Genomic DNA, 19251 nt, shown 5'->3' on the forward strand with positions numbered 1-19251 from the left:
CTGGGCAATCCTTTTCAATGCGTTGGTCGCGCCCGGCGGGCGACGACAGTAAAAATCAATCGGCAGGCGATCATCATAGCGGTTTTGCCGGATATTCGCAGAGGTCTGCAATCACGCAGCGCTCGCAATCGGGCTTGCGCGCCTTGCAGACGTAGCGTCCGTGCAGGATAAGCCAATGATGCGCGTCCTGTTTGTACTCGGCGGGCACAAAACGTAACAGTTTTTCCTCTACTTCACGCACGTCCTTGCCCGGCGCCAGCCGGGTGCGGTTGCTGACACGAAAAATGTGGGTGTCTACCGCGATGGTGGGGTGGCCAAAGGCGGTATTCAGCACCACGTTGGCGGTTTTGCGGCCAACCCCGGGCAGCGCTTCCAGCGCCTCGCGGTCTTCCGGCACCTCGCCACCGTGCTGTTGCAGCAGGATGCGACAGGTTTCGATGCTGTTCTTGGCCTTGGTACGGTACAGGCCGATGGTCTTGATGTATTCCTCCAGCCCGGCCACGCCCAGCGCGTACATCTTGTCCGGCGTGGGCGCTACCTGGAACAGCACGCGGGTGGCCTTGTTGACGCCGACGTCGGTGGCCTGCGCCGACAGCAGCACGGCGATCAGCAGCTGGAACGGCGTGGCGTATTCCAGCTCGGTGGTGGGGTGCGGGTTGTGGGCCTGCAGGCGGGCAAAGATTTCCTGGCGTTTCTGCTTGTTCATGGCGCGGGGCTCGCTTCGGCGTCGGGGGCTGGGTGGGCCGCGGTGGCGGCACGCTGGCGCGCACGGGCGTCCAGCACGTTCTTGCCGGCAATCAGCAGCGCCAGGCCAAGAAAGGCGCCCGGCGGCAGCATCAGCAGCAGGAACTGGTAATCCGGGCCGGCCAGGTGCAGCGTCAGCTGCTGGCCGATGGGGCCAAGCAGCTTGTCGGCGCCGGCCAGCAGCGTGCCCTTGCCCAGCAGCTCGCGCAGCGCACCCAGCGCCACCAGCACGCCGGTGAGGCCCAGCCCCATCATGGCGCCGTCCCACGCCGCCTCGCGTACCGGCTGGCGCGAGGCAAACGCCTCGGCGCGTGCCATCACGATGCAGTTGGTGGTGATCAGCGGAATGAAAATGCCCAGCACCAGATACAACTCGTGCAGCCAGGCGTTCATGGCCAGGTCCACGCAGGTAACCAGGCTGGCGATGATCATGATGAACACCGGGTTGCGGATATCGTGTGGCACCCAGTGGCGCACACTGGATACGGTGGCGCTGGACAGCGCCGTCACCAGTGTAGTGGCCAGGCCCAGCGCCAGCGCGTTGATCACGTTATTGCTGATGGCCAGCACCGGGCACAGGCCCAGCAGCTGCACCAGGCCCGGGTTCTGTTGCCACAGGCCCTTACGGCTGATGTCTTGCCACACGGAAGGGGTATTGCTCATGGTTGTCCTTGCAGCAGGCGCGCTTGCGCCGTGCGGTAGTAATCGCTGCAGCGTGCCACCGCCGCGCTGACGGCGCGGGCGGAGATGGTGGCGCCGCTCACATAATCGGTATCGCCGCCGTCCTTTTTCACTGCCCAGCGGCTGGTGGCCGGCTTGCCGGCAAACTGGTGCGCCCACGGGCTGACGGCCAGGTCGATGTAATCGCCCAGCCCCGGCGTTTCGCGGTGGCTGACCACGCGCACGCCCTGCACCGTGCCGTCGCGGGCGATGCCGACCAGCAGTTCGATGCGGCCACCGTAGCCGTTGGCGGCGGCGGCTTCCACCACTACGCCGCTGAGCTGGCCGTTACGGCGCGCCAGGTAGACGTTGGCCGCGTCGCGCTGCGCCAGGTGCTGTGCGATGGCCGCCGGCAGCGCTACCGCGCTGGTGGTCAGGTTGTTGTCGAAACTGCCGGCCGGCAAGGCCTGCGCCAACAGCGCGGCGCGGGTAGCGGCTTCGTTGGCGGCCACTTGCTGGTGGGTGGCCAGCCAGGTGCCGGCCAGCAACAGCGTGGCCGTGGCGGCAAAGGCGGCCAGCGTCAGCGCACTACGGCGTGCCTGGGCAGCGGCATTACGCATGGCGGCCCCCTTTGCGGCCGAACACGCGCGGCTGGGTAGTTTGGTCGATGAAGGGCACCGCCATATTCATGATCAGCACGGCAAACGCCACCGCGTCGGGGAAACCACCGAACACACGGATCACCACCACCAGCACGCCCACCAGAAAGCCGAAGATCAGCCGGCCCAGCGGCGTGGTGCTGCCGCTGACCGGGTCGGTAACGATAAAGCCGGCCGCCAGCAGGGTAGCGCCATTCAGCAGATGGAATAGCGGGCTGGCGTAGTGTGCCGGCTGCCACAGCCACAGCGGCAGGCTGACGGCCAGCACGCCGGCCAGCATCGCCAACGGCGTGCGCCACGGGATCAGCTTCTGCTGCCACAGCCACAGGCCGCCCAGCGCCCACGCCAGCGCCACCCATTCGCCGCCGGCATTGCCCCATTGGCCGAAGCGCGGCTGTTGCAGCAGCTGGCTAACCGTTTGCCCGCCCTGCAGCAAGCCGGTTTTCAATACGTCGAGCGGTGTGGCGCTGGAGATGGCATCCAGGCTGCTGCCGGCGGGCAGCGTGTGGGTGAAGATCCACTGCAGCTGCGCGGTGGCGTCCAGTGCGGCCAACGGTGTGCCCCAGGCCGCCATCTGCGCCGGGAACGACACGATCATCACCGCAAAGCCGACCATGGCCGGGTTGAACGGATTATTGCCCAGCCCGCCGTACGCCTGCTTGCCCAATACGATGGCAAACAGCGTAGCCAGCACGATCATCCACCAGGCGCCCAACGGTGGCATCGACAGCGCCAGCAGCCAGGCGGTTACCACTGCCGACAAGTCGGCCAGCGCCGGCGCCACCGGCCGGCGACGCAGTTGCAGTACGGCGGCCTCTGCCGCCAGCGCTGTAACGGTCGCCAGCAGCAGTTGCACCAGCACGCCGGGGCCAAAACAATAGGCGGAGACGGCAATGCCGGGCAGCAGCGCCGCCAGTACTTTCAGCATCACCCGCGATACGGTGACGGGGCGGGCGATATGGGTAGCGTGAATGCTCATGGTGCGGGGTCTTTCTTGGCCTCGGCAGCCGCCGCCTTGCGGGCAGCGGCGCGGGCCATCGCGGCTTCGATGGCGGCTTTCTTGGCGTCGTCGATACTGGTTTGCGGTGCCGGGGCGGTGGCGGCGTGGTCGGGGTTGGCCGCAGTGGCGTTATCCGCTTGCGCTGCTTGGGCGGCGGCCTTGCGGGCAGCAGCACGGGCCATCGCGGCTTCGATAGCCGCCTTCTTGGCGACGTCGATACCAGTTTGCGGCGCCGGGGCGGTGGCGGCGCTGTCGGGGTTGGCCGCAGCAGTGTTATCCGCTTGCGTGGCCTCGGCAGCCGCCGCCTTGCGGGCGGCAGCACGGGCCATCGCCGCTTCGATGGCGGCTTTCTTGGCGTCGTCGATACCGGTTTGCGGCGCCGGGGGGATGGCGGCGCTGTCGGGGTTGGCCGCAGTAGTGTTATCCGCTTGCGCTGCCTGGGCAGCGGCCTTGCGGGCAGCAGCGCGGGCCATCGCCGCTTCTATCGCAGCTTTCTTGTTGTCGTCCAGTGCGCTGGTGTGCGCTTCCGGTAGCGGCTGGGCGGCTTTCTGGGCGCTGGCACGCGCCAGGGCAGCGGCAATGGCCGCTTTCTTGGCATCGTCGCCGGTGCCAGGGGTGGCCGCTACCGTGGGGGCGGCCGGGGTGCTGGCTGCCAGCTTGATGGCTTGCTCGGCGGCGCGGGCAGCCAGGCGCTCGGCTTTTTCGGTTTTGTCGCGTTCGATACGGAACTGGCGGAATTCGTGACGCTGGCGCGCCAGGGTGGCGCTTTTCTTGTCGCGCTCGGCGGCCCAGATCTCGCTCTTGGCAAAGCGGTAGTAGTCCACCAGCGGGATCTGGCTGGGGCACACATAGCTGCAGGCGCCGCATTCGATGCAGTCGAACAGGTGGCGTTCTTGCGCTTTGCCGAACTGGCGCGACTTGGCAAACCAGAACAGGTCCATCGGTTGCAGCTCGGCCGGGCACACGCTGGCGCAGTCGCCGCAGCGAATGCAGGCCTGCTCGGCCGGGCGCGGCGGGAACAGCGCGGCGCTCTTGGCGATCAGGCAGTTGCCGGCTTTTGGCAGGCCGGCGGCCAGGTCGGGCAGGGTGATGCCCATCATCGGGCCGCCCATGATCACGTCGGCGTTCGGGTCGGCCACGCCGGCCTGCTGCAGCAGCCAGGCCAGCGGCGTGCCGATGGCCACTTCGTAGTTGGCCGCACGGGTGACGGCGCCGGTAACGGTGACGATGCGGCTGAGCAACGGCTCGCCGTGCAATACGGCGCGGGCGATGGCGTACAGCGTGCCTACGTTCAGGCACTGCACGCCCAGGTCGGTGGCGCGTGTGCCGTGAGGCACTTCGATGCCGGTCAGGATGCGGATCAGCTGCTTGGCACCGCCGCTGGGGTATTTGGTGGGAATGGTCACCACGCGGTACGCGGTGCCGGCGCAGGCGGCCTGCATGGCAGCGATGGCTTGCGGTTTGTTGTCTTCGATGCCGATCAGCACCTCGCCCGCCTGCAGCGCATGCGCGGCGATGCGGATGCCGTCCACAATGCCGGCGGCGCGCTCGCGCATCAGCAAGTCGTCGCAGCTGATGAACGGCTCGCACTCGGCGCCGTTTACCACCAGCGTGGCAAGCTTGCTGGCGGCCAACTTCAGGTGGGTGGGGAACACCGCGCCACCAAGGCCGACCACACCCATGGCTTGCAGGTGCTGGCGCAGCGTGGCGGCGTCGGCTTGCTGCCAGTCCAGCGGCTGGCGCGGCAGCCATTCGTCCAGCCCGTCCGGTTGCAGCGTGAGGGTGTCAACCGGCAGGCCGGAGGGGTGGGCAAACGGGTGCGGGCCGATGGCGGTGATGGTGCCCGACGTCGGCGCGTGCACGGCGGCCGACAGGCGGCCGTCCGGCTCGGCCAGGGTTTCGCCCTTGCGTACGCGCTGGCCCACGGCCACGGTGGGCCGCGCTGCATTGCCCACGCTTTGCGCCAGCGCGATGTGCAGCAGCGGTGGCAACGGTAGCGCCTGGATCGGGCTACCGGTGGCGGCGTCTTTGTGCTGCGGCGGGTGGATACCGCCGTGGAAGTCGTACAGCCGGCTCATGGCTTCACCGCCTTGATCGGAATGGTGGGGTAGCGCCATTTCCAGTTGGTGAGGTCGGTGCCGTGCGGAATCATGCGGATGCAGTCCACCGGACAGGGCGCCAGGCACAGTTCGCAGCCGGTGCATTCGCTGGCGATGACCGTGTGCATCTGCTTGGCCGAACCCAGAATGGCATCCACCGGACAGGCCTGGATGCACAGCGTACAGCCGATACAGGTGGCTTCGTCGATCAGCGCCACCGCTTTCGGTTTGGGCTGGGCGGCGCCGGCGTCGAACGGTTTGAAGTCTACGCCCAGCAGCTCGGCCAGCTTGCGGATGCCGTCTTCGCCGCCCGGCGGGCATTTGTTGATGTCTTCCTCGCCGCTGGCAATAGCCTCGGCGTAGGGGCGACAGCCCGGGTGGCCGCACTGGCCGCACTGGGTCTGCGGCAGGATGTCGTCGATCTTGTCGACCAGCGGGTCGGCGTCCACCTTGAAGCGTACCGACGCGTAGCCGAGGATGGCGCCCAATAGCAGTGCCAGCGCCACCATCACCAGCAGCGCGTAAAGCAGGGTTGTCATCGTGTCAGGCCTCCGAAGCCCATGAAGGCCAGGCTCATCAGCGCGGCAGTAAGCAGCGCGATGGCGTTGCCCTGGAACGGCGCCGGGATGTCGGCACCTTCCAGGCGCTCACGCATGGCGCCAAACAGGATCAGGATCAGGGTAAAGCCCAGCGCGCTGCCAAAGCCGAATACCAGCGATTCGGCAAAGCTGTGCTGCAGCTGGGCGTTGAGCAGCGGAATGCCCAGTACCGCGCAGTTGGTGGTGATCAGCGGCAGGTAGATGCCCAGCACCTGGTACAGCACCGGGCTGGTTTTGTGGATCACCATCTCGGTGAACTGCACGATGCCGGCGATGATGACGATGAACGACAGCGTACGCAGGAATTCCAGGTTGGCCGCGATCAGCAGCTGGTTCACCAGGTGGCTGCTGCCGGCAGCCAGCGTCAGCACAAAGGTGGTGGCGGCGCCCATGCCGATAGCGGCTTCCAGCTTTTTGGAAACGCCCATGAAGGGGCAAAGGCCCAGTATCCGGACCAGCACCACGTTGTTGACGAGCACGGTGCTGACCAGGATGAGCAGATAATGTCCGAGGTCCATTGCGGGGGAGGGGTGGCGTTAATGGCGGGATTATCCTAGTTCACCGGTACCGCTTCAACCTTCATTGCCGCAGGGTTGGCCGCAAGGTGTGCTGGCATAGGCCCTGCGTGCGCTGTCTGCCGGGCCGAAAAGAAAAATGCCGCGCGGTGATTGCAGCACGCGCGCGGCCAAGGAGGGTAAAACAGTACTTCTGCAAGGAACATCAAAAAACAAGGGGTGGCCAACCCGCCGTGGCGGGCTGGCTAGGTACATCACACCGCGGCTTCCTGCAGTTGCGACAGGATTTGCGGGTTTTCCAGGGTGGAGGTGTCCTGGCTGATCTCTTCGCCTTTGGCGATGGAGCGCAGCAGACGGCGCATGATCTTGCCGGAGCGGGTCTTCGGCAGGTTCTCGCCAAAGCGGATGTCGTCCGGTTGCGCGATCTTGCCGATTTCGTGCGCTACCCAGCTCTTCAGCTCGGCTGCCACTTTCTTGGCGTCCTCGCCTTGCGGGCGGTTACCTTTCAGTACCACGAAGGCCACCACGGCTTCGCCTTTGATGTCGTGCGGTTTGCCTACCACGGCCGCCTCGGCCACCAGTGGGTTGGCCACCAGTGCCGACTCGATTTCCATGGTGCCCAGACGGTGGCCGGACACGTTCAGCACGTCATCGATACGGCCCATGATCCAGAAGTAGCCGTTTTCGTCGCGGTTGGCCGAGTCGCCCGCCAGGTAGTACTGGCCGTTGAATTCGTCCGGGAAGTAGGTTTTCTTGAAGCGTTCCGGGTCGTTCCAGATGGTACGTACCAGCGACGGGAACGGCTTCTTGATCACCAGGAAACCACCGCGGCCCGGTTCTACCTGGGCGCCGGATTCATCAACGATGTCGGCGATGATGCCCGGCAGCGGCAGGGTGCAAGAGCCCGGCTTGGTGGGTACTGCGCCCGGCAGCGGGGCGATCATGGCAGAGCCGGTTTCGGTCTGCCACCAGGTATCGACGATCGGGCAACGGCCGCCGCCTACCACTTCGTAGTACCACATCCAGGCTTCCGGGTTGATCGGCTCGCCCACGGTGCCCAGGATACGCAGGCTGGACAGGTCGAACTGCTTGGGCAGGTCGGCACCCAGCTTGATCAGCGAACGGATGGCGGTGGGGGCGGTGTAGAAGATCGACACCTTGTGCTGCTCGATCATGCGCCAGAAGCGGCTGGCGTCCGGGTAGGTCGGTACGCCTTCGAACACCACCTGGGTGGCGCCGTTGGCCAGCGGGCCGTAGCAGATGTAGGAGTGACCGGTAATCCAGCCCACGTCGGCGGTGCACCAGTACACGTCATTCGGTTTGTAGTCGAAGGCCCAGCGGAAGCTGTTCATCGCACCCAGCAGGTAGCCGGCGCTGCTGTGCTGGATGCCTTTCGGTTTGCCGGTGGAGCCGGAGGTGTACAGGATGAACAACGGGTCTTCGGCATTCATCCATTCCGGTTCGCAGTACTCGGCTTGGCCTTCGATCAGTTTGTGCCACCACACGTCGCGGCCTTCGGTCCAGTTGGCGCCACCATTGGTGCGCTGGTACACGATGACGGACTGGATGCTTTCGCAGCCTTCCATGGCCAGCGCTTCGTCCACGGTGGCTTTCAGCGGTACGGTCTTGCCGCCGCGCAGGCCTTCGTTGGCGGTGATGACGGCTTTGGCGCCGGCATCCTGGATGCGGTCACGCACGGCGCCGGCGGAGAAGCCGCCGAAGACCACCGAGTGGATGGCGCCGATACGGGCGCAAGCCTGCATGGCGACGATGGCTTCGATCACCATCGGCATGTAGATCACCACGCGGTCGCCCTTGGCAATGCCCTGGCTCTTCAGGCCATTGGCAAACTGGCACACACGGCGATGCAGTTCGGAGTAGGTGACGCGGGTAACTTCACCGTCGTCAGCTTCAAAAATCAGCGCAATCTTGTTGGCGTTGACGGCCAGGTGACGGTCCAGGCAGTTGTAGGACACGTTGAGCACGCCGTCGTCAAACCATTTGAAGAACGGGGCGTTGCTGTCGTCCAGCACGCGGGAGAACGGCTTTTTCCAGGTAATCAGTTCGCGCGCCAGGTCCCCCCAGAAGGACAGGTAGTGATCGTCGGCCTGCTCGCACAGCGCGTTGTAGGCATCCATGCCGGATACGGTGGCCTTGCGGCGGAAGTCTTCGCTGGGTGCAAAGCTGCGGGTTTCCTTCAGGATCGATTCGAGGGTAGACATAGTGGCTCCTTAATTATCTCTTCTTGGTTGGCCGCACCGCGAACGGTGCGGCCAGTGCTACGGGTAGGGCTTAGTGTTTGGACGCGCCGGAGGCACCGATACCGGTCATGGAGCGAACAAACTGGGCATCAAACTTGGCTTTTTCTTCTTCCGCTGCCTTGGAGGTATCCAGCACCGAGAACAGCCAGGTGAAGAAGAAGGCCAGGGTCATCGAGAAAATGGCCGGGTTTTTGTACGGGAACGGAGCGGAGCCTTTGGCGTGGCCCATCACGTCTACCCATACTGCCGGCCCCAGGATGATCATCACTACTGCCGACACCAGACCGATGGCACCACCGATGACGGCGCCGCGGGTGGTCAGGCCTTTCCAGAACATGGACAGGAACAGTACCGGGAAGTTGGCCGAAGCCGCGATGGAGAAGGCCAGACCCACCATGAAGGCGATGTTCTGCTTCTCGAACACCAGGCCCAGCACGATGGCGATGACACCCAGCGTCAACGTGGTGATCTTCGATACGCGCATTTCGTCCTTCTCGTTGGCCTTGCCCTTCTTGATCACGGAGGCGTACAAGTCGTGCGATACGGCAGAGGCGCCAGAGAGGGTCAGGCCGGCAACTACCGCCAGAATGGTAGCGAAGGCCACGGCAGAGATGAAGCCGTAGAACAGGTCACCGCCCACTGCGTGCGACAGGTGGATGGCTGCCATGTTGTTGCCGCCCAGCAGCTGGGTGATCGGCTTGCCGTCTTTCACGATGGTTTCCATGAAGGCCGGCTGGTTCAGTACCAGTACGATGGCGCCGAAGCCGATGATGAAGGTCAGGATGTAGAAGTAGCCGATAAAGCCGGTAGCGTAGAACACCGATTTGCGAGCTTCTTTGGCGTCGCTCACGGTGAAGAAACGCATCAGGATGTGCGGCAGGCCCGCAGTACCGAACATCAGGGCTAGGCCCAGCGAGATGGAGTCGATCGGGTCGGCTTTGGACGGTTCCATGATGGCAGCGCCCTTGGCGTGTACTTCCACGGCTTTCTGGAACAGCACTTCCGGGCTGAAGCCAACAGAAGACATCACCATGAAGGCCATGAACGACGCGCCGGACAGCAGGATGACGGCCTTGATGATCTGTACCCAGGTGGTGGCCAGCATGCCGCCGAACATCACGTACATCACCATCAGCACACCCACCAGGATGACGGCGGTGCTGTAGTTCAGGCCGAACAGCAGCTGGATCAGCTTGCCGGCACCGACCATCTGCGCGATCAGGTACAGGGCTACCACCACCAGCGTGCCGGTCGCGGCAAAGGTACGCACCGGGGTTTGTTGCAGGCGGTAGGAGGCCACGTCGGCGAAGGTGAACTTACCCAGGTTGCGCAGGCGTTCGGCTACCAGGAACAAGATCACCGGCCAACCGACCAGGAAGCCCATGGAGTAGATCAGGCCGTCGTAGCCTTTCTCGTACACCATGGCGGAGATACCCAGGAAGGAGGCGGCAGACATGTAGTCGCCGGCGATGGCCAAGCCGTTCTGGAAGCCAGTAATGCCACCGCCACCGGTATAGAAGTCGGAAGCGGACTGGGTACGGCGCGCCGCCCAGTAGGTGATGTACAGCGTGCCCGATACAAACAGCAGGAACATCACGATGGCGGTCCAGTTAGTGGCCTGCTTTTGCACATCGCCGTCAATGGCACCAGCGGCCATGGCCAACGCTGGCAGCGCACACAGGCCCGCAGCAGAGGCGGTTTTCATCCAGTTCTTCATTTTTTCGCCTCCTCCACAATCTGCTGGTTCAGCTGGTCAAACTCGGTATTGGCCTTGCGCACGTAAATACCGGTCAGCACGAACGCCGAGACGATGATGAAAATGCCGATGGGGATGCCAACGGTCGTGACGCCGCCGGACAGCGAAGCGCCCAGCGATGCCGGGGCAAAGGCAAGTATCAGGATGAAGCCGTAATAGATTGCCAGCATGACGATGCTGAGCAGCCATCCGAGGCTGGTTCTTTTGCGGACCAGTTCTGCGAATTTCGGATTGGCCTGCACCCGTTTCAGGATGTCTTCGTTCATTGTTCCTCCCTGTTCTCTCGATGCGAACTGCCGAAAGACAGTAATCGCTGAGGGGACATTACGACTTTGGTGCAAGTGCCAGCTAATCGTATTTTCTGATGTTCGGAATAAGTTCCGCTACGAGGTTAAAATTTATCACTTAAAAAACAATTACTTGCAGTCGAGCATTTGCTTTATTGATGTATGACATAAGTCAATTTGATGCAGTTTTGTGCTGCCTTGCCCTTGTCGTCGTGCGGGGGCTTGTACAGAATGGTGCAAAACTTATCGAACTCGACACGCACGCCAGCGCGGGTGCGCAACACAGAGCAGAGGGCCGTACCGGGATGGAAATCTATCAGCTGAGAACCTTTGTGACGGTGGCGCAGCAAGGCCACCTGACACAGGCTGCTGAGGTCTTGCATTTGTCGCAGCCGGCAGTGACGGCGCAGATCAAGGCCATTGAGGAAGAAGTGGGCATGCCCCTGTTCGAGCGCACTGCCGGAGGGGTGGTACTCACCCTTGCCGGGCAGGAGTTGCTGCCGCAGGCGCAAGACATTCTGGCGGCAGCCCGCCAGTTGCTTAACCACGCACGTGCGCTTAAAGGGCAGCTCAGCGGCAAGTTGCAGCTGGGCATCACGCTGACGCCCGACATGCTGCGCGTTGGCCCTCTGGTAGCCCGTCTTAGCGAACGTCATCCGCTTTTAGAGGTGTGCCTGCACCAGGGGGTAACCGGCGACGTACTGAATGCCGTGCGCAAAAAGGAGCTGGACGGTGGCTTCTATCTGGGTAAAAACCCCTACGTCAACGTGCATACCCTGTTGCTGGATAACCTGCCGCTGCGCATTGTGGCGCCGGTAGGTTGGCTGGCACGCATTAATGCGGCCAACCCTAAAGAGTTGGGGCGGTTGCCCTGGGTCGGCATCTCGCAGTTTTCCAGCCTGTCCAAGATCGTTAGCGAGTTGTGGCGGGAGCTGAATATTTCCCCGAAGAAAATCTCCGAATGCGATAACCTGTTTACTGCCATCGAGCTGGTCAAAGCGGGGGTGGGCCTGTCGCTGATACGCGAGCAGGAGGCGCTGCACGCCGAACAGCAAGGCCTGCTGGAGGTGGTGCCGGGTATCGTCAAGACTGCCGAGCTGCAGTTTGTCTTTGCTGCCGATAAAGTCGCCGATCCCATGCTGGCAGTGCTGATGGAGGAGCTGTCACAAATCTGGCAGCTTGGCTGAAATAATGCATGCAGGAGTGGCGATGGATAAAGTGTGGCAGCAGTATCTGGATGTTTGCCAGCGTGCGCAGCAGCGCTGGATGGCGGCGCAAGCCGATTACTTGCGGCATTTTTATCCGCAGGCAATCAATGCACCGTTCTGTCCTACCCAGCTTAACCAGCGGCTGGAAGGCTCGTTACAGTCCGGCGCTGCCATATTGCAAGTGTCAGCCGATCTGCAGCACGAACTGCTGGTGATGGGTGAGCGCTGGGTAGGCAAGCAGCAAAAACAGTGGCAGCAATACCTTGACCACAGCCCGAAGTCGCTGGCGCCCTGTTTGTTGCCGCTGGAGGCGGGTCTGTCTGGCTGCATGATTGCCAGCCGTGCTTCGCGCCAGATTCATCACTTTGCTTCTACCCAGCTATCTACCGCGCCATTGAACGCGGTGCGCGGTGCGCAGCGTGTTTATCGTCGAACCATGAAATAACCCTTGCTGGCAACGGTTTTTATTCCTGCCTGCAAGGTCTAGAATGCACGCCGTCCTGCTGGATGGCGTGCATTTTCATTTGCGCCCCGCCAGGCTGCCCAGAATGGCGCCGCCCAGAATCAGCACGGCTGCCAGCCAGCTGCTAGGGGTCATGCTGCTCAAGCCGCTCAGTGTCAGCATCAGCGTAGACAGTAATGGGGTGAGGTAAGACAAGGCGCCTACCTGGCGCGGGTCTGCATGTTTCATTGCCAGGTTCCAGCAAAAGAACGACAAGCCCAGCGGGCCAACGCCCATGGCAATCAGTGCCAGCCACTCGCTACCATTGGGTACCACTCGTGGTTCAAACCACAGGTGACAGCCCGCTGCCAGCACTGCAGACCCCATGCAGAAGCCGCCAACGGCCGCATTGGGAAAGTGGGGTAGTTTGCGCGTCTGCAGGCTATAGCAGGCCCAGGTCAGTGCCGCTGCCATTGCAAACAGATAGCCGCTTGGCAGGCTGTCTGGCAAGCGTAACTGGCCTTGGGTAACGATAAGTGCGGCACCAGCAAAGCCCAGTGCCGATGCGCAAAGGTGTTGCCAGCGCAGCTTGCCCAGCTTGAAAACCGGGCTCAGTAGCACAATCAATAATGGCCACAGGTAATTGAGCAGATTGGCTTCTAATGGTGGCGCGGTGCGGAAGGCGGTAAACAGTAGGCAGTGATAGCCAAAAATACCTGCCAGGCCGGTGATTAATGTGCTGGTGGGTACGCGCCATTGCGCAATATGACGCACGCTGAGCAGTCCGCCGATAGCCAATGCAATGGCCGTTACCAGAAAAGGTGGCAGGCGTTGGGTATAGGTGCCCAGTGTGGCCAGCGACGACCACAACAGAATGGCCATCAGGGCATAGCCTAGTGGATGAAACGGGGTGGATTCGGGTTGCGACATGGTGCTGGCGGTTTTTTTATAAAGGGTTTCAGGTTGGTGTCGGGCATTCTGAATGCGCCGGTCCCCAAGATCAATATCAATGACATCGAGGTGTGCAATGCAGCAAAACTTGAGCGAATGGCTGGTGAAACATAGTGCAGAGCTGGATGAGGCGGGGAACCTGCTGTTGCCGGAATATCATACGCAATTGCAGGCAGTAACGGATGGCCATGCTTATTCACCGTTGACTCGCTATACGGTGTTGGCTATTTCCGGCGATGATGCCACGGCCTTTTTGCAGGGGCAGTTTTCTTGTGATGTGGCCGCCATTGCGGCCAACGGTGTCACGCTAGGCAGCTATTCCACCGCCAAAGGCAGAATGCAGGCCAGTTTTGTGCTTGCTGCTGTTGACGGAGTTTACTATCTGATACTGCGTCACGATATTGCCGAAGTATTCCGCCGCCGTCTGAGTATGTTTGTACTGCGTGCCAAGGTGAAAATCGCTGATGCTTCTACCATGTTGTTGCCGTGGCTGGTGCAATTGCCCGCATTGGGGGCGCCTGGCGTTACGCCAATGTCCGCGGGCGCCATAGCTATCGATCTGGGTAATGGCATTGGCCTGCATTTGCTGCCGCCTGGTCAGACGCCTGTTTTGGCGGCAGGCCAGCTGGCAGTTGGCAGTATGGCGGCCGAATTGGTATTTATTCGTGCAGGTTTGGGTTGGGTCTCTCAGGCGACCTATGAAGAATTTGTACCGCAAATGCTTAATCTGGAATTGATCGGCGGCATCAGTTTCAAGAAAGGTTGCTACCCCGGGCAGGAAATCGTGGCGCGTACCCAATATCTGGGTAAAGTAAAGCGACGCATGTACCGTGCATTGATTCGCAATGCGGCCAACCTGTCTGAAGGTGCGCCGCTGATTGCGGCTGCAACCGGCGATCAGGTAATTGGCAGGGTGGTTCAGCTATGCCCGGTGGCAGAAAACTGCTTCGAAGTGCTGCTGGTTATCCAGCGCGCGGCGTGGGATGATCAGGTGCGGTTGCAACATGTTGCCGATGCCAGTATCGAAAAATTAACCCTGCCGTATGCGTTTCCTGATGCCGATTGATTGTTATTGACTTTCTGGCCGATATAATCTTGACTGAACCTACCTGCTGATTTATTTTGTCGCCAGGTAGGTTTTTTTAATTTAGGGGGTTATCAATGGATCTGTCTACTTTCGATTTTTCTGCTCTGCTGCAATTGCGCGCTGACGTTGATGCGGAAATCCGTCGCCGTGAAAGCGAAGAAAAGGCCAAGGCCGCCAAACAGGTGCTGGAGCTGATTCGCACCCACGGTCTGGATATTGAAGATCTGGCCAGCAAATCTGCCAAGCTGGGCACTGCAGCGACTGCCGCGCGCAAGCCGGTAGAGGCCAAATACCGCCACCCGGATGACGCCAGCCTGTCTTGGACCGGTCGTGGTCGCAAGCCGCTGTGGGTGGTTTCCTGGCTGGATGAGGGTAAATCGCTGGACGATCTGCTGATCAAGTAATGCGGTTTGTCTCATAAAACAGGCGCCATGCAGCTTTGCATGGCGTTTTGTTTTTGGAGTCTGATAACGTCGCGTATACTGTAGCTATCGAATTCCGAATGGAAGATGGCAGCGCATGCATAACCTGTCGTCAGGTACAACATGGTCAAGCTAGACTTTTTCTCTTTTGGCAGCAAAAAACCGTCCCATCCGCTGGACTCTGTCAAGCTGATGGCGGAGTGGTATGCGCCGCTTTCACGGGAAACGGGCCCGGTAGCCCATGCCAAAGCTACCGAGCTGCTGATGCAATTCAATGCCCAAAGCGAAAACTACAGCCCGGAGTCCCTGGAGGCGGTGCTGGAGCTGGACAAGTTGCTGTCGCAAGCGCACGAGCAGTTATGCGAGCAGTACTTGCTGAACACTCGCATGCCCAAACCGCTGGAGGCACAGCTGCGTGCCCAGATTCTGGGTTATGGTCGCCAGATACTGGCTGCTTACCAGCGCTTCATGAGCTTTGATCCCGATGACAGCTCTGCGGCGGCGGTACGTATGATGTTGCCGCTGGTCATCGCCAGGATGATGCATTACCTCACCGAATTTGCCCTGTGGCAGTACTACCGCCACTATCAACCCGATGAAATGTTCTGGCGCAATGTGCATCAGCTGTTTTCGTATGCCGAGCAGCATCACATCGATGCGGCACCGGTGCAGCTGTTCCCAGAATGGGGCAGTACTACCGTTCACGACCTGTATTTGTCCCTGCTGATGGTGTCCATGCTTACCAGCGGTAACCTCAGTATCCGCCAGACACGTTTTGCCTATCAGCTCAGCTTGCTGACCTCCAACACCATGACGCTAGGCCAGGACTTCATGGGTGAAACCAGTTTTGTGGTGAACCTGGCTGGCGGCCAACCTCCGGGCCGGGTGCGTGGGGATCTGCCCAAAGGCGTGTTGCGAGTCTGGCATACCGGGGAGTTGGTAGACCGGTTGACACAGTGGGCGTCCGTATTCGAGGCCGGTGGTGTGCCTTCCGAGTTGAAAGCCATCATGACGGCGGGTGTGGATGCGGCTCTGCTACGCCATTTGTGTCGGGAATGGGCGGTACGACCCTTCCGTTTCGAGCGTGCCGAACGCGTGCGGGTACAAAGCCAGCAGGTAGAAGTGGCACAGCGTTTGCCGATGTTGCACAAGCTGGTACGAGAGCAAGAGGAGCGCGCGAGAGACGATGCTCGTCGTACAGGTGGGGGCGGCGACGGTTTCGAAACTGAAGAAGAAGTGCGCATTTACGGTTTTGTCACTAGCCGTCGTCGCGAGCGGCAACTGGTATCACCGCTTCAGGTGAAGGAAACCCTGCCGTTCTGGGACGTTGATAACAAAAGTGAGACCGGGCTTGGTTTGAGTTTGCCCGCGCAGGGTAATGAGTGGGTGGCCTTAGGCACCTTGCTGGGTTTTCGGGACCGCGATGCGGACGAGTGGTCGCTGGGTGTGGTGCGCCGTTTGCAGCGCCCGGGTCAGGACCGCATCTACCTGGGGGTGCAGATTCTGACCAGTCGCCCGGTGGCGGCGGCCCTGCGTCAGGAAGAAGGTCGCCCGGTTGACCCGTCCATGCCCTCGGAGATGGTGTGGAACCAAGGCGAGATTGCCCTGTTTGTGCCCTTGCTCAAGGACGGCAAGAAACTGAATACCTTGTTGATCTCTACCGGTAGCTACGCCATGGGCAAGCAGTTCCATATGGTGGCGCGCGGCAAGATGTTCCTGATCAGCCTTGGCCGCGTTGTAGAGCGTGCTACCGAGTGGTGTCAGGTGGAAGTGGAACTGATCAAGACCTTGTCCTGATGTGGTTGTCGCTCAAGAAAAAAGCCGCGTTGAGCGGCTTTTTTCTTGGGTGCCGTGGTGTGGCTTAGCGCAAGTCCTTCAGTACGCCGTAGATGGCACTGAGCGTGGCCTCGCCCAGGCGCAGGCTGCGTTGGCCGTTCCAGCCGGTGTCGTCATCCGGCAGGTTGTCGTTGTCCTTGAACGGCATCTCCAGTGTGTAGGCCAGGCACTGGAACTGGTTGCCTACCCAGGCGGTGGCCATAGACAGGTTGGCCGCACCCGGTTCGTCACGGTCGTAGCCGTGTTCGTCCTGGAAGTCGGGTGACGCCACCTTCAGCTGCTGCTTGAAGCTTTCTTCCAGTGCTGCGATACGCGGGCTGTAAGTGGGGACGCCTTCGGTGCCGGCGACAAAGATGTAGGGAATGGTTTCGTCGCCGTGAATATCAAGGAACAAGTCAACGCCGGTTTCCAGCATCTTGTTGCGGACGTGGTAAACCTCCGGGCTGGTTTCCAGGCTGGGGTTCAGCCATTCGCGGTTCAGGTTGGCGCCGGCGGCGTTGGTGCGCAGGTTGCCCAGTACCGAGCCGTCCGGGTTCATATTGGGTACCACATAGAAGGTAGCCCGGTCGAGCAGGGCGCGCGAGGTGGGGTCCTGTGCGTCCAGCAGGCGGGTCAGGAAGCCTTCGACGAACCATTCGGCCATGGTTTCACCCGGGTGTTGGCGCGCGGTAATCCAGATCTTGAGATCGGATTCCACTTCATGGCCGATGGTTAGCAGGTTGATATCCCGCTGTTGTACGGTAGCGCCCAGATCGCTGACCTGGCACAGGCCGGAGCTTTGCGCCATGCCGATCAGGTTCAGATGCTGCTCGTGCGAATAGGGCTCGAAGTAGGCGTAGTAAATGCTGCCGGCCAGTGGCGCGTGCTCGATCACCAGCTCGTTGCCGTCCAGATAGGTGGGCACACGGAACCAGTTGACGCGATCGTAGGAGGCGACGGCCTGGTAACCATCCCAGCTCTTGGGGTAGGCAGTCTTGTCGATGTCCAGGAAACGGATGCGGCAGGTTTCGTAGGCGGCGCCTTGCAAGCGGAAGTAAAACCATTGGGCAAAGTCCGAGGCATTGTCGGGACGGATCCGTAACTGGATGTCGTCAAAGCCGTTAAGGGCGACTACGTCGATGCTGCCTGCGTCGAAGTTGCTGCTGATTTTCATGCTGCTTTTATTCCGGTTTCTAGCGTAATGCGCGCATTGTACCCCCTGACGGGGCATGCGGCCACGCTTGCGCCACAAAAGAAACATCCCCGCGCAGTGGCGGGGATGTGGGCTTTGTCAGACGATGCTGTCGATCAAGCAGTGCGCTTGGCTGCAGCTTTCACGGCATCAGCAGTGGCGCTGGTGGCGGCTTTCACGCTGCTGTCGGCGAACTCGGCGACTTGCTGGCCGGTCTTGCTCAAGGTGCTGAATGCAGCGGCGGAGGCGGCCAGACCGGATTTGAATGCATTGATGGCAGCTTCGGAGCCAGCCGGGGCGTTTTTACCCAGGCTTTCCACGTTGCTGATCAGCAGTTTGTTCAGGTCGCTGAAGTTGGTCTCGGCTACCTTGCCCAGCTCGCTCTGGGTTTGCGACACGATGTCGTACACGTTGCGGCTGTTGGCAACCGCTTGCTCCAGGCCTTGGGCGGTCAGTTTGTTGACGCGGCTCAGTGCTTCTTGCGGGTCTTTCACTTCGCTCAGTTCGCGGGCCAGCTTGACGTTTTCTTCCAGCGTCTGCTTGGACAGTTCCAGGCTCAGCTTGGCAAAGCGCTCGGCGCTATCCAGTGTGATTTGTGCAACGCGGAAAGCGGCTTCCAGGCCGTTTGCGGACAGTTTGGCGAATTGTTCGTTAGAAGTAGTCATACTGGTATCCTCGTAACACAATAGATGTAGATTGCATGGATGGGCACAGCAGCATTGTTTGATCGCTGTCTGATGCAGCGTTTTTGTGCGATGCACAATGATGAGCGAATGTTAGCTTGGTCGCAGATGTGTGACTAGGAGTTTTGCTCTAGGCTGTTGCATTTATGGTAATGTGGCGGCACACAACAAAACAGATAAGCTGGGAGAGTGTTTCATGAGCGTAGAAAAGCGGGTGATCAAGAAGTACCCGAACCGTCGTCTGTACGATACCGCCACCAGTTCCTACATCACGCTGGGTGATGTAAAGCAGCTGGTGCTTGATAATGTCGACATCCAGGTGCTGGATGCCAAAAGCCACGAAGACATTACCCGCGGCGTGCTGCTGCAGATCATCCTGGAAGAGGAAAGCGGCGGCTCCCCGATGTTCAGCTATGAAGTGCTGACTCAGTTCATCCGCTTCTACGGCCAGGCCATGCAGGGCATGATGGGCCCCTTCCTCGAGAAAAACCTGCAAATCTTCGTGCAGTTGCAGCAGCGCATGCAGGAACAAACCAAGGCCATGTACGGCGACAACCCCATGCTCAGCAGCAAGCTGTGGGGGGATTTCCTCAACTTCCAGGGCCCAGCCATGCAGAACATGATGTCCAGCTACCTCGACCAGAGCACCAATATGTTCCTGGACATGCAAAACCGCATGCAGGAGCAGGCGCGTACCATGTTCAGCGGCTTCGGTTTCCCCGCCTACCCGCCGGCGCGGGACGATAAGGAAGAGCCGGGCAAGAAGTAGTTTTCTTCGCCGTTTTTTCTTATAATCCAGCCATCTAGCCGGGCGCTGATCAACACAGCGTCCGGCTTTCTGTCTTTATCGAACTACAGGGTTGACGTTTAC

The 19251-nt window shown here is 60.9% G+C and carries 19 protein-coding genes; 6 read left to right on the plus strand and 13 right to left on the minus strand.

The genetic code is table 11. The features are described from left to right. Positions 1-73: 73 nt before the first annotated feature. From nth to ACK4FZ_RS12040, 10 genes are all read right to left on the minus strand, one after another. Positions 74-706 carry an endonuclease III gene (nth, locus tag ACK4FZ_RS11995; RefSeq protein WP_409821202.1) on the minus strand — a complete coding sequence of 211 codons (633 nt, stop codon included), beginning with the start codon at positions 704-706 and terminating at the stop codon, positions 74-76. Next, entirely contained in the window at positions 703-1407 is a 705-nt protein-coding gene (locus tag ACK4FZ_RS12000; RefSeq protein WP_409821204.1) for an electron transport complex subunit E, read from the minus strand. The genes nth and ACK4FZ_RS12000 overlap by 4 nt, the downstream gene beginning before the upstream one ends. After that, positions 1404-2024, minus strand: a complete 621-nt coding sequence (gene rsxG, locus ACK4FZ_RS12005) for an electron transport complex subunit RsxG (RefSeq protein ID WP_409821207.1) — start codon at positions 2022-2024, stop codon at positions 1404-1406. Before rsxG ends, ACK4FZ_RS12000 begins: the two co-directional genes overlap by 4 nt. Continuing rightward, positions 2017-3042 (minus strand): RnfABCDGE type electron transport complex subunit D, encoded by a 1026-nt coding sequence (locus ACK4FZ_RS12010; RefSeq protein WP_409821210.1) that lies wholly within the window; start codon positions 3040-3042, stop codon positions 2017-2019. Before ACK4FZ_RS12010 ends, rsxG begins: the two co-directional genes overlap by 8 nt. Further along, positions 3039-5141 (minus strand): electron transport complex subunit RsxC, encoded by a 2103-nt coding sequence (gene rsxC, locus ACK4FZ_RS12015; RefSeq protein WP_409821213.1) that lies wholly within the window; start codon positions 5139-5141, stop codon positions 3039-3041. Before rsxC ends, ACK4FZ_RS12010 begins: the two co-directional genes overlap by 4 nt. Further along, complete coding sequence (rsxB, locus tag ACK4FZ_RS12020) at positions 5138-5701, minus strand: electron transport complex subunit RsxB (RefSeq protein WP_144372669.1); 564 nt, start codon at positions 5699-5701, stop codon at positions 5138-5140. Before rsxB ends, rsxC begins: the two co-directional genes overlap by 4 nt. Beyond that, positions 5698-6279, minus strand: a complete 582-nt coding sequence (gene rsxA, locus ACK4FZ_RS12025; RefSeq protein WP_144372670.1) for an electron transport complex subunit RsxA — start codon at positions 6277-6279, stop codon at positions 5698-5700. The genes rsxB and rsxA overlap by 4 nt, the downstream gene beginning before the upstream one ends. A gap of 251 nt (positions 6280-6530) precedes the next feature. Next, the gene (gene acs / locus ACK4FZ_RS12030) at positions 6531-8498 is read right to left on the minus strand and encodes an acetate--CoA ligase (RefSeq protein WP_409821217.1); all 1968 of its coding nucleotides are present in this window, start codon (positions 8496-8498) and stop codon (positions 6531-6533) included. A gap of 70 nt (positions 8499-8568) precedes the next feature. Beyond that, positions 8569-10254 carry a cation acetate symporter gene (locus ACK4FZ_RS12035; RefSeq protein WP_409821218.1) on the minus strand — a complete coding sequence of 562 codons (1686 nt, stop codon included), beginning with the start codon at positions 10252-10254 and terminating at the stop codon, positions 8569-8571. After that, on the minus strand, positions 10251-10559 hold the full coding sequence (locus ACK4FZ_RS12040; RefSeq protein WP_409821220.1) for a DUF485 domain-containing protein: 309 nt from the start codon (positions 10557-10559) through the stop codon (positions 10251-10253). Before ACK4FZ_RS12040 ends, ACK4FZ_RS12035 begins: the two co-directional genes overlap by 4 nt. A 326-nt stretch (positions 10560-10885) precedes the next feature. On the opposite strand from ACK4FZ_RS12040, the gene ACK4FZ_RS12045 reads away from it, so the two are divergent. Beyond that, complete coding sequence (locus tag ACK4FZ_RS12045; RefSeq protein WP_409821222.1) at positions 10886-11767, plus strand: LysR family transcriptional regulator; 882 nt, start codon at positions 10886-10888, stop codon at positions 11765-11767. A 22-nt stretch (positions 11768-11789) separates the two neighbouring features. Beyond that, entirely contained in the window at positions 11790-12233 is a 444-nt protein-coding gene (locus ACK4FZ_RS12050) for a hypothetical protein (RefSeq protein ID WP_409821224.1), read from the plus strand. 75 nt (positions 12234-12308) lie between these two features. Here ACK4FZ_RS12050 and ACK4FZ_RS12055 read toward each other — a convergent pair whose 3' ends face one another. Then, positions 12309-13160, minus strand: coding sequence for a DMT family transporter (locus ACK4FZ_RS12055; protein ID WP_409821227.1), 852 nt, complete (start codon positions 13158-13160; stop codon positions 12309-12311). A 109-nt stretch (positions 13161-13269) separates the two neighbouring features. On the opposite strand from ACK4FZ_RS12055, the gene ACK4FZ_RS12060 reads away from it, so the two are divergent. The 3 genes from ACK4FZ_RS12060 to ACK4FZ_RS12070 all read left to right on the plus strand — a co-directional run bounded on the left by ACK4FZ_RS12060 (position 13270) and on the right by ACK4FZ_RS12070 (position 16487). Next, a complete protein-coding gene (locus ACK4FZ_RS12060) occupies positions 13270-14247 on the plus strand; it encodes a YgfZ/GcvT domain-containing protein (protein WP_409821230.1) in 978 nt (325 codons plus the stop codon). Between the two features lie 95 nt (positions 14248-14342). Then, entirely contained in the window at positions 14343-14672 is a 330-nt protein-coding gene (locus ACK4FZ_RS12065; RefSeq protein ID WP_409821233.1) for an H-NS family nucleoid-associated regulatory protein, read from the plus strand. A gap of 282 nt (positions 14673-14954) precedes the next feature. Beyond that, entirely contained in the window at positions 14955-16487 is a 1533-nt protein-coding gene (locus ACK4FZ_RS12070) for a hypothetical protein (RefSeq protein WP_409821236.1), read from the plus strand. 64 nt (positions 16488-16551) lie between these two features. Here ACK4FZ_RS12070 and ACK4FZ_RS12075 read toward each other — a convergent pair whose 3' ends face one another. Together ACK4FZ_RS12075 and ACK4FZ_RS12080 are read right to left on the minus strand one after the other, a co-directional pair. Further along, positions 16552-17679: a carboxypeptidase family protein gene (locus tag ACK4FZ_RS12075; protein WP_144372680.1), complete on the minus strand. Its 1128-nt coding sequence runs from the start codon at positions 17677-17679 to the stop codon at positions 16552-16554. 134 nt (positions 17680-17813) lie between these two features. After that, a complete protein-coding gene (locus ACK4FZ_RS12080; protein WP_144372681.1) occupies positions 17814-18362 on the minus strand; it encodes a phasin family protein in 549 nt (182 codons plus the stop codon). Positions 18363-18576: 214 nt separating this feature from the next. Here ACK4FZ_RS12080 and phaR point away from each other — a divergent pair, with 214 nt between their 5' ends. Beyond that, complete coding sequence (gene phaR, locus ACK4FZ_RS12085) at positions 18577-19149, plus strand: polyhydroxyalkanoate synthesis repressor PhaR (RefSeq protein ID WP_144372682.1); 573 nt, start codon at positions 18577-18579, stop codon at positions 19147-19149. Positions 19150-19251: the final 102 nt, after the last annotated feature.

The organism is Vogesella sp., assembly GCF_046297735.1.
In the GTDB taxonomy this organism is placed as follows: domain Bacteria; phylum Pseudomonadota; class Gammaproteobacteria; order Burkholderiales; family Chromobacteriaceae; genus Vogesella; species Vogesella urethralis.